The organism is Streptomyces sp. JLBJ103, from assembly GCF_058215575.1.
The window spans coordinates 1,484,161-1,500,400 of record NZ_CM177089.1; the positions used below are offsets into that span (position 1 = coordinate 1,484,161).

General features: G+C 71.7%; 14 protein-coding genes. 8 read left to right on the forward strand and 6 right to left on the reverse strand.

Annotated features, from left to right (window positions below; translation table 11 throughout):
* The first annotated feature begins 98 nt into the window (after nt 1–98).
* Nucleotides 99–542: a (4Fe-4S)-binding protein gene (locus tag AC4BEG_RS06335; protein WP_490704917.1), complete on the forward strand. Its 444-nt coding sequence runs from the start codon at nt 99–101 to the stop codon at nt 540–542.
* 16 nt (nt 543–558) lie between these two features.
* Here AC4BEG_RS06335 and AC4BEG_RS06340 read toward each other — a convergent pair whose 3' ends face one another.
* On the reverse strand, nt 559–2,028 hold the full coding sequence (locus AC4BEG_RS06340; RefSeq protein WP_490704918.1) for an RNA polymerase sigma factor: 1,470 nt from the start codon (nt 2,026–2,028) through the stop codon (nt 559–561).
* 229 nt (nt 2,029–2,257) lie between these two features.
* On the opposite strand from AC4BEG_RS06340, the gene ssgD reads away from it, so the two are divergent.
* A complete protein-coding gene (gene ssgD, locus AC4BEG_RS06345) occupies nt 2,258–2,677 on the forward strand; it encodes a spore wall synthesis regulator SsgD (RefSeq protein ID WP_490704919.1) in 420 nt (139 codons plus the stop codon).
* A 90-nt stretch (nt 2,678–2,767) separates the two neighbouring features.
* Here ssgD and AC4BEG_RS06350 read toward each other — a convergent pair whose 3' ends face one another.
* On the reverse strand, nt 2,768–3,451 hold the full coding sequence (locus AC4BEG_RS06350) for a GOLPH3/VPS74 family protein (protein ID WP_490704920.1): 684 nt from the start codon (nt 3,449–3,451) through the stop codon (nt 2,768–2,770).
* 563 nt (nt 3,452–4,014) lie between these two features.
* Here AC4BEG_RS06350 and AC4BEG_RS06355 point away from each other — a divergent pair.
* Nucleotides 4,015–5,535, forward strand: coding sequence for a helix-turn-helix domain-containing protein (locus AC4BEG_RS06355; RefSeq protein WP_490704921.1), 1,521 nt, complete (start codon nt 4,015–4,017; stop codon nt 5,533–5,535).
* 52 nt (nt 5,536–5,587) lie between these two features.
* Here AC4BEG_RS06355 and AC4BEG_RS06360 read toward each other — a convergent pair whose 3' ends face one another.
* A complete protein-coding gene (locus AC4BEG_RS06360; RefSeq protein WP_490704922.1) occupies nt 5,588–9,019 on the reverse strand; it encodes a hypothetical protein in 3,432 nt (1,143 codons plus the stop codon).
* 316 nt (nt 9,020–9,335) lie between these two features.
* Between AC4BEG_RS06360 and AC4BEG_RS06365 the strand changes: the two genes are divergently transcribed.
* From AC4BEG_RS06365 to AC4BEG_RS06380, 4 genes are all read left to right on the forward strand, one after another.
* Nucleotides 9,336–10,805: an aldehyde dehydrogenase family protein gene (locus AC4BEG_RS06365; RefSeq protein ID WP_490704923.1), complete on the forward strand. Its 1,470-nt coding sequence runs from the start codon at nt 9,336–9,338 to the stop codon at nt 10,803–10,805.
* Between the two features lie 240 nt (nt 10,806–11,045).
* Nucleotides 11,046–11,507, forward strand: coding sequence for a hypothetical protein (locus AC4BEG_RS06370; RefSeq protein WP_490704924.1), 462 nt, complete (start codon nt 11,046–11,048; stop codon nt 11,505–11,507).
* A 59-nt stretch (nt 11,508–11,566) separates the two neighbouring features.
* Complete coding sequence (locus tag AC4BEG_RS06375; RefSeq protein WP_490704925.1) at nt 11,567–13,747, forward strand: hypothetical protein; 2,181 nt, start codon at nt 11,567–11,569, stop codon at nt 13,745–13,747.
* A gap of 16 nt (nt 13,748–13,763) precedes the next feature.
* Nucleotides 13,764–14,306 carry a hypothetical protein gene (locus AC4BEG_RS06380; protein ID WP_490704926.1) on the forward strand — a complete coding sequence of 181 codons (543 nt, stop codon included), beginning with the start codon at nt 13,764–13,766 and terminating at the stop codon, nt 14,304–14,306.
* Between the two features lie 62 nt (nt 14,307–14,368).
* Here AC4BEG_RS06380 and AC4BEG_RS06385 read toward each other — a convergent pair whose 3' ends face one another.
* Genes AC4BEG_RS06385 through AC4BEG_RS06395 form a run of 3 tightly spaced genes read right to left on the reverse strand, consistent with a single transcriptional unit; the run spans nt 14,369 to nt 15,608 of the window.
* Nucleotides 14,369–14,554 (reverse strand): DUF397 domain-containing protein, encoded by a 186-nt coding sequence (locus AC4BEG_RS06385; protein ID WP_490704927.1) that lies wholly within the window; start codon nt 14,552–14,554, stop codon nt 14,369–14,371.
* Nucleotides 14,555–14,565: 11 nt separating this feature from the next.
* Nucleotides 14,566–14,751 (reverse strand): DUF397 domain-containing protein, encoded by a 186-nt coding sequence (locus AC4BEG_RS06390; protein ID WP_490704928.1) that lies wholly within the window; start codon nt 14,749–14,751, stop codon nt 14,566–14,568.
* A complete protein-coding gene (locus AC4BEG_RS06395) occupies nt 14,748–15,608 on the reverse strand; it encodes a helix-turn-helix domain-containing protein (RefSeq protein ID WP_490704929.1) in 861 nt (286 codons plus the stop codon). The genes AC4BEG_RS06390 and AC4BEG_RS06395 overlap by 4 nt, the downstream gene beginning before the upstream one ends.
* Nucleotides 15,609–15,771: 163 nt before the next feature.
* On the opposite strand from AC4BEG_RS06395, the gene AC4BEG_RS06400 reads away from it, so the two are divergent.
* Nucleotides 15,772–16,206: an ATP-binding protein gene (locus AC4BEG_RS06400; protein ID WP_490704930.1), complete on the forward strand. Its 435-nt coding sequence runs from the start codon at nt 15,772–15,774 to the stop codon at nt 16,204–16,206.
* The last annotated feature ends 34 nt before the right edge of the window (nt 16,207–16,240 follow it).

Consider the following 16,240-nt stretch of genomic DNA (forward strand, 5'->3'; position numbering starts at 1 on the left):
CTAGCCCATCCGCGGGACGCCGTCCACGGACGAGTGAGCCGGTGAGAGGGAGAAACTCCGAATCGCGGGACCGGCTCGGCCTTCCTAAGGTGACCGCCATGGACAACGAACGTGGAAAGCCGTACGTGGGCGCCATGGTCACCGTCAGCTACGAAGCGGAGCGCTGTCTCCACGCCGGTGCGTGCGCCCGCGCCCTGCCGCAGGTGTTCGACCCCGAGCAGCGGCCGTGGATCCAGGCCGACGGCGCGCCCGCCGATGTTGTCGCCGAGGTGGTGCGGCGCTGCACCTCCGGGGCGCTGCGGTACCGGATGGCCAACGGCCAGACGGAGCAGCCCATCCGCCCCACCGCGCTCGCCCGTACATCCTCGGGTCAGATCCTGGTCCGCGGGGATCTGTTGATCGAGACCCCGGACGGCGCCCGCAAGGAAACCCGCGCGACGCTCTGCGGCTGCGGGGCCACCCGCAACGCCCCGTACTGCGATGCGTCCGGGCCCTGCGGAGCGGGGCCGGGGCCCGGCGGCTGCGGGGAGCGGCGGCCGTAACCCCGGCGTCGCGGCGTCAGCCGTTGTTGTCGACGCAGAGCTGGACCACCAGCGACACACAGTCCTTCGAGCTGGGGTCGGACGAGGCGGTCGGCCCGGCGGCCGGCTTCTTGCTCGGCGTGCCGCTCGGCTCTCCGGGCCGGGACGGCTGAGCCGTACCACCGTCGGCCTGGTCACCCGTCGGGTCGTCGGTCGGCCAGGGTGAGGACGGATCGGACGGCTCACCCGCAGGGGACGAAGGCGACGAACCGGGAGATGTCGACCGCGACGAGGGCGAAGAGGACAACGGCGACGACGGCCCGGCGGAGGACGACGCCTCCTTCGCGGGAGCGACCGCGCTCGACGGCACGTCCGACGGCGACTGCCCCACGGGCACATCCTTGGACGGCCGGTTCCGGGACGCCTCACGCGGGGTGTCCGACCTCGGCTCGTCCGGCTTCCGCGGCGACGTACCGGATGTCTCCGACGAATCGGACGGACTGTGCCCCTGTGGCGGCACTCCGGCACCACCCGGGTGCGACGGCGCCGACGCCGCCGCGGGCTGTCCCGGCTCCGCCGGATCACCGTCGGTCAGCGCCAGCCCGGCCGCCACCGCCGCACTCGCGAGGACCAGCACACCGACTCCGGCCACGGTGGCCGCGACCGGTCCGGCCTGCCGCACCTGCCCGCGCATCAGATGGCGCACCGAACGCCGGGTGGACACCAGCGTGCCGCCCGCGGCGGACGCGTGCGCACCGCCGAACGGCAGCGCGCGCGTGGCCGCGACCGCGGCGGCCGCGCCGCCGACGGCGGCGAGCGGCGCGAGCCACGTCGCCGTACCCCGGTCCAGCAGCGCCAGCAGCGCCGGTCCGGTGAGCGCGGACAGCCGGTCGTCGGCCGCCACCAGCTGCTCCATCCGGGCCCGGCAGTCCTGGCAGCCCTCTATGTGCACGGCTATCTGCTCGGCCTGGTGCGGGGTGTCGACACCCTGCACATGCGAGGGCATCCGCTCCCAGTGCGCACCGCACGCCGCACTCGCCGGGGCGCCCGGCTGGGCGCGCAGATACTCCTGGCGCAGGCTCTCCCGCCCCCGTTCGACCAGCGCGGCGGCACCGGCGGCGTGGGTGCCCAGGCGCCGGGCGACACCCTCCGGCGCCAGCCCGTCCACCTCCGCGAGCCACAGCGCCGTCACCCACCGCTGCGGCAGTTCGCCCAGGACCTCCACCAGCGGTTCGAGATACGAGGCTCGCTGCGGCGGCCCCCAGCCCGCGGCCGCCGCGGAGAGCCCGCGCACCGCACCGGTGAGTTCGGCGGGTGCGGCGGCGGCACCGAGCGGCGGCCCGGTCCGCACTCGCCGCCACACCCGGTAGTGGGCCTCGGCGACGAGGTCACCCGCGGTCCAGGGGTTACCGGTGAGGGTCCGGGCGTATGCGACAAGACGCGGATATTCGGCTTCGTAGAGTCGGGTGTAGGCGGCCGCGTCGAGCGCCGCGGGACCTTGGTGCATGGTGGAACAACCCCTGGGGTGGTGCCTCGTCGCGGCGGAGTTTTGTAACAGCTCCGTACGGCGCCCGAGACCGTGCATGGTTTTCGCAAGCCTAAATGCCCTATGTCCCCTGGAAAAATCCCTCGTGACACACGTCACAGCAACCATGGGTGCACTGGCGTGATTGCCCGTACGTCTTAACCGACGTAAGCGAGGCGAGGACCCCGCACCGATCACGAGGGAGCCGGCGTTGTCCACAGTCATCGACCAAGCCGTCCAGGCCCATCTCATCGCGTCGACGCCCGAGGCACGCGCCATTCCGGCCTCTTTGCGCTACGAGCCCGACGACCCGTTCGCCGTCCGCATCTCCTTCCCGCCCTCGGCCTCCCTCGACGGGTCCTCGGTGGAGTGGACCTTCGGGCGCGAGCTGCTCGCAGCGGGGCTGCGCGGCCCCGCGGGGAGCGGCGATGTGCAGATGTGGCCGTGCGGTACGCAGCGCACGGTGCTGGAGTTCCACGCCCCCGAGGGCATGGCCATGGTCCAGTTCGACACCGGCGACCTGCTCAGGTTCCTCAGCCGCTCCTACACCGCGGTCCCCGAGGGCAGCGAGAGCGGGGCGCTGAACCTGGACGACGGACTGGCGTCCCTGCTGGGCGACGCCCCCGCCTGAGCCGACGGCTCCGCCTCACCTCCCGCGCCGGGGGCCGTCAGGCCCCTCAGGCGCCGCTCGAGTCAGGCGCCGCTCGAGTCAGGTGCCGCTCTAGTCAGGTGCGCTCGACGACGTGGTCGCCACGAGGATCGCCGTGGTGACCGCCGCGGCGAGCGCCGTACGCACCTGTGCGATCACTTTCTCCAGCACCGGCCCCATTCCCCCGCTTCGTTCCCCCAGTTCCGTAATGCGCTTCTTGTGGAGCTTCGCGTCCTTGAGCGTCACCACGGTCCGCAGCTCCCCCGCCGCCGCGAGTGAGACCAGCGCCGCGTCCCGCTCGGACACCTCGGACACCGGCTGGTCGCCGTGCAGCACCCGCAGCGCGTCCTCGCGCATCCCCGCCACCAGGTCGGTCCGTTCCAGCCGGTACTGCTTCAGCGGGAACAGCCCCAGCACGCGCCGCACCTCCACGCCCAGATAGCCGTGCGCCACCAGCTGGTCGCGCACGGCGTGCTCGGTCAGCCGCGGCTGATACTCCACCCAGGTCGCCCAGGTACGCGGCCGGGACTCCCCGATCAGCTCCAGCAGCCCGTCGAGCGCGCTGTCCCCGGTCACGGCGTCGGCCACCGGGCACGGCCTGCCGTCGGAGTCGGTCAGCAGTCCGCGCTGGGCCAGCTCGGTGAGGGCTCCGGCTCGGACGAGCAGCGCGGTGTGGGCACCGACGGGCTTGCCGGTCCCGGGGTCGAAGGCGAGCAGATGGAGCGCGGCGGCGAGGGAGAGCGAGCCGTTCGGCACGGGACCTCCGGTCGGTGTCGTCCGGTGGGTGTCGTTCCGGTCGGTGTCGTTCCGGTCGGTGCGACGTGTCCCGACCATAACCGCCGGAGCCCGCGCCGGGACGGCGGCCACGCGCACCCCCCTTGCGCGCGTGTGACCGCCGCCCGCGGCCGAGGATGTTCTCCGGCAGCCCCTTGGTGACATCACTCGCGTACCAGTCCGAGCCGGGGTGCGGCGGAAGTTCCCTCGGCACGAGGTGGGCGGGCGTGCCCAGGGCCGCGGCCTGGGCCGGACCGGCCCCGGCCGCCCCCACGACGGCGGCCGCGGCCAGCGCGCCCGCGGCGGCGGTGCGGAGTATGTGCTTGATCATGCGCATCAGGTGATTCCCCGTCTCTTCGGTCCTGTTCACAGGGCCCCAGCGTGTGGGCCGCCGGGGGCGGGCGCCAGAAAAGGCGAGGTATCCGGGACGCTGGAATGCCTGCACGTACGCTGACTTGGGGGTATGACATCTTCCTGGAACGCGTACGCGGGACACCCGCGGGATGCGCAACGGGTGGGGACACGGGGAGAAGGGGGACGGTTCCGTGGGGAGCGCCAATGAGGTCGCGGACTTCGCGGAGAGCCTGCGGGCCCTGAAGGAACGCTCGGGCCGCAGCTACGGCTCGCTGGCCACGCGGCTGCACGTCAGCACGTCCACGCTGCACCGCTACTGCAACGGCGACGCGGTCCCGGCGGACTACGCGCCGGTGGAACGCTTCGCCCGAATGTGCGGAGCCACACCGGAGGAGCTGATCGCCCTCCACCGCCGCTGGATGCTGGCCGACGCGGCCAGACACCGCGCCGCCACCCGGGGCGGCACCCCGGGCAGACCCGGCCGTACCGCGGGAGACGCCCCAGGGGACGCCGCTGGAGACACCCCAGGGGACACCCCTGACGGTACGGCGGACGACACACAACCGGCCGCCCCCTCGGCCCCGGTGGCCCCCACGCCTCAACCGTCCTCCCGCTCCCCCGAGTTCGTGCCGCGGGCGTTACGGCCCGCGCGGCCGGAGGCCGGGGCCGGGGCCGGGGCCGGGGTCCGGTGGACCCCCGTAGGGAGCGGCTCCGTGGCGCGGGGGCGGCTGCGGGCCGTGCCCGCGGGAGAGGGTGCCGAGCCGCGCCGGGCCTGGCGACGGCGGCCGTGGGCGTTATTGGCGGGGGCCGCCGCCATGGTCGTGCTCGCCGTCACGGCGGTGCAGGTACGGCCGCCCGGCGACGACAAGCGGAAGGACACCGCGACTTCGCCCCGCGGCACCGCCCACCCGCGGTCCGCCGCGCCCGCCGGGCCGACGGCACGCGGACAGCTGGACCGGGCGGATACGGACGACCGCAAGCACCGTTCCGGCGCGTCGCCCCGTGCCGGCAAGCGGGACCACGACGCATCCGCCTCGCCCTCCCCGGGCGCGTCGTCCGACCGGCCGGGCGACGCGCCCGGCAACGGCGGCTCCCGCGCCCCGCTCACCCTCAGCACCCGTTCCCACATCTGGGAGAACGGCTGCGATCACCGCTATCTCATCGACCGGCCGCCCACCGACGTCGCCCCACCGCCCACCGAGCAGGACGCGCCCGGCTGGGCCTCGGCCCACGGCGCCGTGCACGGCGGGACCACCAATGTGGAGGTCACGGTGCAGGGCCGGGCGTCGTCCGCGGTGGTCCTCCAGGCGCTGCACGTACGGGTCGTGGGACGGCGCGATCCCCTGCGGTGGTCGTCGTTCGCGATGGACAACGGCTGCGGCGGCTCCCTCACCCCGCGCGCGTTCTCGGTCGACCTGGACGCCTCCCGCCCGCTGGCCCGCCCCACCGACGGCAATGACTCGGGCACACCGCTCCCCGCCGTCCGCTTCCCGTACCGCGTGTCGGCCACGGATCCGGAGGTGTTACGGATCAACGCCCGTACCTCCGGCTGCGATTGCCGCTGGTATCTGGAGCTGGACTGGTCGAGCGGCGGGCGCGAGGGGACGGTGCGGATCGACGACCGGGGCGTGCCGTTCCGCACCAGCGGGGCCAAGGGCCGTCCCGAGTACGGCTATGACTACGGCGAGGGCGCCTGGCGCAAGAACGGCTGACCGCCCCCGGCCGGCGCCACCCGGACCCAGCGCTTTCCCGGCCCGACCGCGGCTACTCCTCCGCCGTGGTCAGCAGCAGCGCCGCGTCCCGTACGTCCGGGTGCGCATGCCCGCGCAGCGCGCGCAGTTGCTCACGCCATGACTCCGGCCAGTCGGTGCGGCCGCCGCCCGCTTCGGTGAGGGTGGTGGCGAACAGCCCGGCGGCGTGTCCGCCGTCCTCGTTCAGCTCCCGCGCCGCGCGCAGCAGCGCCTCGTCGGACCCGGGCCGCGTCCCCGCGTTCAGTCGCTTCCGCAGTACGTCGGTGGTGCGGGCGGCGAGCGCGGGACGGGCGGAGTGCAGTCGGCTGAGGCGGGCGAGTGCGGCGGTCAGCGGGGCGGGCCGGGAGTCCAGGTCCAGGACATGGATCAGGACATGGGCGGCGTCGGGGATGAACGTCTCGTATCCGGCGAGGAGTTCGGCCGCGGCGGTGGCGGCGCGGCGCATCGGGCGGCTCGCGGTGCCGCCAGGTGCCCGCCCGGCGAGCCGCGTGGCGATATGGCGGATCCGGCGGCGCGCCGGCCGGTCCCGGCCGGGCGCGGCGTCGGGTGTGCCGGGCCTGGCGTCGGCGGTGGCGAGGGCGGCGAGCGCCCATGCGAGGGGGTTGTCCTCGGGCGTGCCGTCGGGGGCGGTGGCCACCAGGGTCAGCAGCGCGTCGGCGGCGGAGGTCCAGCCCGCCCGGTTGTCCAGATCGGTGACGGCGGCGACGAGGACGGCCGCCACGTCCGGTGCCCAGGGCGACCAGAGGGCGAGCGCGGCGTGGCCCGCCGCGGCCACCTCGGGGTCTTCGGTGTCGCAGACGACCCGGATGAGCTGGGCATAGCGCGCCCGGTGGGGTTCGGGCAGGTCCAGCGGGTGGACGCGCAGTACGGCGTGGCGCAGTTCGCGCCGCCCGTTCGCGGCGGCGGTGAGTATCTCCCAGGCGCCCTTGGCGTCGAGCAGCCGGGCCGCGAAGGCCACACAGGCGGCCTGGACGTCATGGTGCTGGCCGGGCACCGCGCAGGCGTCGGCGAGGAGGGTGGCGGCGTCGGGCACGGGCAGCAGGGTGGCGGCGAGCCGGGCGGCCGCCTTGCGGCTGGTGACCTTCGCGGGCACGGACGGCACGGCGGTCGCCACGCCGTCCGGCGCGAGAACACCGCGGATCGGGGCCTCCAGCCGTGCGGGGTCGGCGTAACGGGCCGCCCGGGTGGCCGCGTACACCGCCACCCGCGCCCGGTCGTCGCCCGCGTGGGCGAGCAACGCCGGCAGGGCGTCGCCGGGCCGGTCGGTGTGGGCGAGGGCGGCGAGCGCGGCCTCGGCGAGCACCACGTCACCGTCACGGGTCCAGGTCCGTACGGCGGCGGCGCCGGTGCCGGGGATCAACGCGGCGCGGGCGATGGCCGAGGTGCGCTCATGGGCCGGGCGCGAGGTGTCGGCGGCCGTCCGCTCCAACAGGCGGGCGGCGGCGGCCTGCTGGCGGGGCACCCAGCGCAGGGCGTCATGGGTGGTGGGCGGGGTCCAGGCAGTACCGGGGGCCAGAAACCGGCCGTACGGCGGTGTGTCGGCCAGGACGAGATCGAGCAGATCGGTGCGTCGGCGGGTCAACACGGCCATTACGGGCGGCAGTACGGCCGCCGAAGGGTCCTGCGCGAGGATCTCCGCGACCCGCGCGTCGCGCTCACCGGGCGGTTCGAGCCACAGTCCGACGGCGGTACGCGCGGTGGTGTCACTGCCGAACTGGATGGCTTGGCGCAGCAGTTCCTGGAGCTCGGGCATGGCGTGGGCGCGTCGTCCGAGCGAACGGACGAGGGCGAACGTCAGCTCGTGGTCGACCCGGTCGGCACCCGCCTCCAGCCAGGGCCGCAGCGCCTCGAAGACGGTGTGTTCCTGACCGCGCCGCAGGGTGTGGTCGAGTCTGCCGAGGTCGGCGGCGCCGACCCGCCCGGCGAGCCGGGTCACGGTGCGCAACGCCCAGCCCAGCAGCTCCCGCTGTCCGGTGACGGCGTGTTCCCGCAGCAGCGCGACGGCGAGGCCGCGCAGCGCCCGCCGGGTGGCCGGGGAGGAGTCCCGGGCCTGGATCGCGTCGCCCGCGACCCGGTCCAGATGGTCCGCTGCGTCGTCGGTGAACAGGGCCGGGGGAACGGTGGCGAGCGCGCCGAGCGCGGCGCAACGTACCGGGTCCTGCTCGTTGCGCAGCCCCTCCAGAAGGGCCAGCAGGGAGGTGACGGCACCGGGGTCGCCGGAGTGGGCGGCGTTGCGGATCAGCAGCGGATGGGCGAGGGCACGGTCCTCCGCCGGGGATCGGCGGGTCGCGCTCAGCAGTTCCTCGCGCGCCTCGTCGACCGGCAGATACGCCACGGCCTCCAGCACCGCCGTCCAGGGGGCCCCGCGCTCGCGCGCCCGCGCCGCCATCCGGCGCGCCTCGTCCTGACGGACGGCGCGCGGCAGGACCTCGAGGACAGCGGGGTCGACGGCGGCGTGGTCGGGGTCGCGTCCCGCCGTGGCGCGGGCGAACACATCGGCGCGGCGGCCGGGCGGCAGCATGGCCAGCAGCCGCGCCAGCGCGCACGCGTCGTGCCGCAGGGCGCGGGCCAGTTCGGGGAGTTCGGGCGGGTCGGCGCGTACGAGGCGGCGCAGCACCGCCCGTTCCAGACCGCGGCCGTGCAACAGGGGCGCCTGGGCCGGGGTGAGCAGCAGCCGCAGCGTACGCGTGGGGTCGGCGGCCACCAGCGCGGACAGCCGGTGCCGCACCGGGAGCGGCAGCGCCCCGTGGCACACGTCCTCCAGCAGGTCCAGCACCCGGTGCGGCGCGACGGGCACGGCGAGCGCGACAGCGTGTGCGTACCGCGCCCACCACGCGTCGCGCAGGGCCTGCGGCAGCGCGGTGAGCTGCCGTTCGGCCTCGTCGAGAAAGGCGAGGGGGTGGCGCGGGACGAGCGGGCGCCAGCTGCCGACGGCGTGGAAGAGGGCGGGCAGCAGCCGGGCGAGGGTGTCCGCTCCGCAGCCGGGCAGCAGCCGGGCCGCCTCGGCGTCGCCCCACCGCTCCCGCACCGGGTCGATGAGCCGTTCGGCCAGCGCGGTGCGCCGCCCGGCGACGACGGTACGCGCCAGCTCCCGCCGTACGGCGGCGGGCGCGTCCTGGAACGCCGCCGCCAGGGCCTCGTCGTCGATCCCGCCCCCGTCACGGGCCGCCGCGAGGGCGTGGTGGCGCACCACGGGGTCCGGGTCCAGGAGCCGCCCCTGAAGGTGGCCGGTCCGTCCGCCGACCGCCGCGGCCGCGGCGGCGAGCCGCCGCTCGTACACCCCGCGCCGTTCCAACTCATCGATCAGCGCGCCGAGTTCACCGCGCGCGGTCGCCGCCCTGGTCCGTACGGCCAGTTCGTGCATCCGGCGCGGATGCGGCAACGGGTCGAGGGCGGTGAGCAGCTCATCGGCGAGGGCACGGGGGGCTTCGGGCTCGTGGACCATGACGAGGATTGTGCACGGTGAAGATGTACCGCCCGTAGGAGTGTCTGTCCGAGGCCCCCGGACCCGCCCACCGGCCCGCGTCACGCCCCCGCCGACACCGCGCAACCCCGCCGATCAGCGGCCTTCCGGTTACGCCGTGCGAGGCGGACCGGCGCCACTTACGCTCGGTGTGTGGACCGGCCTCGCGCACCGAGGAACCGAGGGACCGAGGAACGGCGGAGGATCACGCACCAAGGGACCGAGGGACGGCGAAGGATCACCGAGCGAGGTGTCACCACGGGGGTCGGCCACTGTCGTCCGAGCCCGGAGGCGATCCATGCCGGAGCTTTTCATCGGCGGCCGCTGGACAGCCGCCCTCGACGGACACACCCGCGACATCCGCTGCCCCGCGGACGGAACCCTGGTGGCCACGGTCGACGAGGCCGGGCCGAAGGACACGGCCGCGGCCATCGCGGCCGCCCGTGACGCCTTCGACCGCGGCCCCTGGCCCGGCACCCCGGCCGCCGAGCGCGGCAGGCTGCTGCTGCGCATCGCGGAGCTGCTGGAGCGGGACAAGGCCGACATCGCCCGCGCCGAGTCCCTGGACACCGGGAAACGGCTGGTGGAGAGCGAGTACGACCTCGACGACATCGCGAACTGCTTCCGCTACTTCGGCAATCTGGTCGCCTCCACGGGTCCGGGCCGGGTCATCGACGTGGGCAGCCCGGAAGTGGACAGCACGGTGGTGCATGAGCCGGTGGGGGTCTGCGCCCTGATCACGCCATGGAACTATCCGCTGCTCCAGACCGCCTGGAAGGTCGCCCCCGCGCTCGCCGCCGGGGACACCTTCGTCCTCAAGCCCAGCGAGCTGACCCCGCACAGCGCCATCGGGCTGATGCGGCTGCTGGCCGAGGCTGGAGTGCCGCCGGGCACGGCCAATCTGGTGCTGGGCGCCGGATCGACCGTGGGCGCGCCACTGGCCACGGACGAGCGGGTGGACCTGGTGTCGTTCACCGGCGGAGTGGTCACCGGCCGCTGGATCATGGCGGCCGCCGCGCCCACGGTGAAGAAGATCGCGCTGGAGCTGGGCGGCAAGAACCCCAATATCGTCTTCACCGACTGCGACTTCGACACGGCCGTGGACTACGCCCTGATGGCCGTGTTCCTGCACGCCGGACAGGTCTGTTCGGCCGGGGCCCGGCTGCTGGTCCAGGAGCAGCTGCACGACGCGTTCATCGACGAGATCGCGCACCGGGCCCGGCAGATCCGGCTGGGCGGCCCGTTCGACGAGGACGCCCGCAGCGGCCCGCTGATCTCCGCGGCGCACCGGGAGAAGGTGGCGGCCTATGTGGCGTCCGGAATCGATGAGGGGGCGGTGCTGCGCTGCGGCGGGACAACGCCGGACGATCCGGCGCTGGAGCGCGGCTACTTCTATCTGCCGACGGTGCTGGACGACTGCACCCCGGACATGTCCGTGGTCCAGGAGGAGTCCTTCGGCCCGGTGCTCACCGTGGAGCGGTTCCGCGACGAGGACGAGGCCGTGGCGCTGGCCAATGACACGGTGTACGGCCTGGCCGGGGCGGTGTGGACACAGGACGCGGAGAAGGCGCACCGGGTGGCCTCCCGGCTGCGCGCCGGCACCGTCTGGATCAACGACTTCCATCCGTATGTCCCGCAGGCCGAATGGGGCGGGATGAAGCAGTCCGGGATCGGGCGCGAGCTGGGCCCGGCGGGGCTGGCCGAGTACCAGGAGGCCAAGCACATCTGGCGCAACACCGCGCCCCGCCCGCAGCGGTGGTTCGCATGACACTGCCGTCCCGCACGGTGCGGATGGGCCCGCGATCGAGCGTCGCCATCCGTGGGACAACACCGCGTAGGCGGTCGGGTCCAGCGAGTCAGCTATTTCGGAAATAGTCCCCCGGATGCCTCGCCAACTCCTGTTCATTGCATCGCTGTTACAGCCATTTACCGAGCCCCTTGGTAAGATTTTTTACTCAATGCAGCCGTAGCTTCACGGAGGCTTCACCAAGACAGGGGGCGACACGGCATGTCCTTTGAGCAGGAGTGGAATCAGCAGAAGACCCGGGCCGCTGACGAGCCCGTACACATGCAGCTGAATCAGACAAAGGGAACGGGCGGCCGGCACGGCAAGGGCAGTCCGGACGGTGACCTCGTCGTCCACGACGACGAGTTGGGCAAAATCGGCGATATGGGCCGGGATCTGCGTGAACGTCTGTCCACGTACGGGGATCACGCCCGGCAGAACACCTTCAACGCGTCCATCGAGCTGTTCAATGACGGCCTGGACGCGGGTTCCGCACTCACCGAGCTGCACGACGCCTGGAATACGAAGTTGCAGACGCTCAAGGAAGCGTGTGCGCTCATCTCCAACCACCTCGACTACACGCGCTCCGCGCACCGCAAGGACGAGGACAAGATCATCACGGAGATGGAGACTCTCGACGGCAAGCGCATGACCGTTTCGCGCATATACGAATACATCAAGTGACCATGATGACTCGCTAGCACGGAAATACGGTCCAGCGAAGAGAACGGGGGAACGGCAGCATGGGGCTGACGTACCAGGAACTCCACGATCTACGACTCGGCACCCTCCAGAAGGCCGTGACCGACTGGCAGAAGATGGTGGACAAGCTCGACAAGCTCGCCAACGGCGGCGACGGGGACCTGAGCGCGGCCGACCTGGAGAAGAAGGCCAAGGGGGCCAGCTGGAAGGGTGTCAACGCCACGGTGACCAAGGCGTTCACCACCAAGACGGCGGACCAGTTCCAGGACATCCTCACCGAGGCGCGCAGTGTGCACACGGTGCTCGAAGGCGCCCACACGAAGTTCACCAGCCACAAGAAGAAGCTCAAGGAGATCGTCGAGCGGGCGGCCAAGCAGGACATCCATGTCACCGCCCAGGGCACGGTCAAGGCCCGTGACTGCCTCGTGAAACCACCGACCCAGGACGAGATCGACGCCATCGCGACCGAGATCAAGACCCTGCTGAGCGAGGCGGCCGAGACCGACAGCACGGTGGCCGCGGCGCTCCGCTTCCACGCCAAGGACAAGTACGACTTCGGCTCCACGGGCTTCAAGAGCCTCGCCGAGGCGAAGAAGGTCATCAAGGACTCCAACACGTTCGTCAAGCTGGCCGAGACGGACCCCACCAAGCTCAGCAACAAGCAACTCACCCAGCTCAACGACCTGTTGAAGGCGAACCAGGGGGACCCGGTCTTCGCCGAGCGGGTGGCGGGGGAACTCGGCGCCAAGGGCATGCTGAAGTTCTGGTCGGGAGCCACCAACATCGACGCCGTGTACCCGGACGGCTACGGCACCCCCTCCCACAAGGACGAGGCGGACGCCCGGATGAAGCTGCTCAGCACCATGGAGCAGCGCCTTGGCACCACCCTGGGTCTGGCCTCGCGGCAGGACGGCGAGTCCATCCACCAGTGGAAGGACCAGATGGTCGCGCTCGGCGGCCAACAATTCGCCGACGGCGACGGCAAGAAGCGTGGATACGGGTTCCAGCTGATGAGCAATCTGATGCGGAACGGCACCTACGACAAGGACTTCCTGACCAACTACGGCAATCACCTCGTGGCCTACGAGAAGAAGCACACGGGGGATGACGAGTTGGGGGGCATCGGCAACCCCACGCGCCACAACGTGCTGCCCTGGGACAAGCAGGACGCCCTGGACCAGTCCGACCCACTGCATTTCGGTGACGACAAGGACGCCGGCACGGACCCGATGACCGGGTTCATGAAGGCGCTGTCCAGGACCCCCGACGCCTCCACCGACTTCTTCAGCTCTCACGAGCCGGAGGACAACCTGAAGTGGGTGCTCAAGGACCGGCCGGTGCTCGACGACTCGGTTCCGGACGGCGGCTACGGCGTGGTGCACGAGCAGAAGACCCCCCGGCCGTACTGGGAGTCCACCGGTGCCGCGCTCACCGCCGCGGCCACCGGAATCGACCCGGGCGACCCCTCGGCGAAGGCGCCCCCGCACATCCCGGAGCACCGGCAGATCCTGGACAGGTCGCTCGACTACCTCTCCGCCAAGAAGGACGACTTCCCTCCGGAGATGCGCGACGACATGGCCAAGATCCTGGTCAATCACGGGGACGAGTTCCACCAGACCGCTTCCGCCAAGGACGATGACCCCGGAGATCCCCGGCAGCTGGACCGCAAGCAGTTGCTGGAGGTCAGCAAGCAGGTGTCCCGTGACCAGGATGCGTACGGCCTCCTCAACGACGGCATCCACCGCGAGATGGTCCACGACATCCGCCACGACAGGCCCGAGGACCCCAAGCAGACCCTCCAGCGCGCCGGGCACACGGTGGGCTTCCTGGAAGAGGCGCGGTACCAGGCGCTGGCGGACAAGGTGGCGGCGGACAAACAGGACGCCGCATGGAAGCAGACCTGGGCCTACCATGGCGCCGGAACAGTGGCCAGCTTCATCCCGGAGGGACATCTCGCCGGTGCTGTGGACCGCGGACTGTACCTGGTCTCGTACGACTGGCGCTTGGACGAGGAGGCACGGATCGGCGAGGTGAACCGTCAGCAGAACGGCGAGGCGTTCGAAGGACGGTCCCACCAGCTGAGGGAGCTCGCAGAGCTCTGGAACAAGCAGTACCCCGACCACCCGTTCGACGAATACACCGCCCGCGAGGACATCGACAGGTCGGCGCTGAGCGGCAACGCGACGGCCCGTGGCCTCCCTGGCCGCCAGCCCGCGCACTGATCCAGGGGGCACCCCGTTGAAACGCAGCTCCATCCTTGTGCTCGTCGGCACGCTTCTGGTGGGCGCCGTCGCCTGTGGCGGCGGGGAGTCCCGCGACTACGCGGTACCCAAGAAGCTCTGCGGCACAATGGTCGACTCCGATCTGCTCGCTCCGCTGCTACCTGCTGGCGAGAAGATGAAAACGCAGACCATCACCTCGGACATCGGCCAGGAGTGCATTGTCACCGTGGTGCCCCACGGGAAGAGCGGCTACGTGTATGCGCTCACCATCAAACGGGACTCCGTCACCGACGGCTATGACCCCTTGAAGGTCAAGAAGGACGCCCTGATCCGGTACGGCAACCCGAAGAAGGTGGACATCGGAGACGATGCCCGACTCGCGGACAGGGGGGCGCTTGTGGCCACATCCTGTCCGCCCGAGGGGAAGGACACGACCCTGGCACTGGAGGTCTATCTCGACTCCCCCACCCCGAAGGACGTGTCCGAACGCCGAAAGGCTCTCGAGCGCTTCCTGCGCTCGTATCTGCCCACGGCGGCCAAGGCGCACGGATGTAAGTAGCTGAGGCAGAGAGAGGGGCCGGGCTTCTGCCCGGCCCCCTCGCCGCCGGTGGAGGGGCGGCCTCAGCCGCGTGCGGCGTATCGCACGAACCGGCGCCAGCTTTCGCGCCCGACCGCGAGGGCTGGGCGGCTCACATCCTTCGAGTCGCGCACGTGGATGGCCTGTTCGGTGACGGCGACCTCCACACAGTCGTCGCCCTGGGTACCGCTGTAGCTGGACTTGAACCAGGCGAGTTCGGACCTGCTCATAGCGCTCCTCGCTACTCGCCAGCCACGTACCGCACGAAGCGGCCCCAGCCCTCGCGCCCGACGGCGAAGTCGGGGCGACTCACGTCCTTGGAGTCGCGTACGTGGACGGCCTGTTCCGTGACGGCGACCTCCACGCAGCTGTCGCCCTGGGTACCGCTGTAGCTGGACTTGAACCAGGCGAGTTCGGACCTGCTCATAGCGCTCCTCGCAGTCGCTCCAGTAGGCCCCGGGAGTCTTTGGGGTTGAGGGCCTGCGACCGCAGTGTGTCATAGCGCTGATGCAGGAGGCTCACCTCTTTCGGGCCAGTGATCAACCGTCCGTTCTGCTGCCCTTCGGAGTACGCGAGCCGCCGTCCCTCTGAGTTTTCCAACAGCTGAACCGGGCCGTCGAGGCAAGCATGGAACTCCGCGTCCACCGGCATGACTTGAAGGATCACATTGCGCCGAGCGCTGAGCTCCAGCACGTGGTCGAAGAGCCCCCGTAACACCTCCGCACCGCCGAGCCGCTTCCGAAAGACTGCCTCCTCCACGATGAAGCTGAACGGGACACTCGGCCGCTCGTACAGCATCTTCTGCCGCTCCAGCCGAGCCGTCACCTGCTCCTCCAACTGCGTTTCCGTCAGGAGCGGGATGCTGTTGTCGAACACCGCCCGCGCGTACCCCTCCGACTGCAACAACCCCGGCACCAACCTGCACTCGTACGTGCACAGGCTCACCGCCACCTTCTCCAGCCGAGCCCACTGCCGGAACCACACGGCAAGCCCCGGCTGGCCCCGCGTCAGAAACGCCGCCGCCTTCCGTAACGCACCCGTGTTCCCCAACACCTCCTCCGCCCGCTCCACGAACGACTCGTCCGGCATCCGACGCCCCAGCTCCACCGAGGCCACCGTGTGTTTCGAGAACCGGACCAACTCCCCGAACTCCACCCGGCTCAGGCCCGCGTGCTCACGCAGAGCCTGGACGACAGCCCCGAAGGTCCGCAGACTGTCCGAGGGATCGGGTTCCCGCTCCCCGTCACCGTCTCCGGTCACCCCAAGGGCGTTGTCAGCTGTCATGGCCGCGGCCACCTCCATATGCGTATGTACGAGGCCCCCGCGCTCGACTCACCCAGCGTGACGGCACCACCGGCGTACCGTCCACCGAACGCGCATGTACGCTGACGCAGCGTACGCAGCGCGCCGCTAGCGAGGGCCATCGCACAGCCGCCACCGTGACCCCATGAACGTCAGCACGCCCCAACTCCCTCCCACCCCACGACTCTTCACCCAGCGCCTGTCCTCCACCCGGCGCGGGGCCCGGCTCGCGCGACTGTTCGCCGTGGAACAGCTCCGTACCTGGCCGGTGTCGCCGAGCCTCGCGGGACGCGCCGAAGGGGTCGTCGCCGAGCTGGCCGCGAACGCGGCATCGCACGGGCGCGTCCAGGGCCGCGACTTCCGGCTCACCCTCACGCACCACGAGGCAACGGGGACGCTCCGCATCGAAGTCGCCGACACACGCGGTGAGAAGTTGCCCACGCTGGGACCGGTCCCGGGTCCGGACAGCGAAACGGGGCGCGGTCTGCATCTGGTCGCCGCGTTCGCCGACCGCTGGGGTACGCAACCCCACGAGTCCGTGGGCAAGACCGTATGGGCCGAACTGGACCCCGGCTCATAAGTGGAGCAAGCAGTGCGGTTGAGTTGTCCGGGCC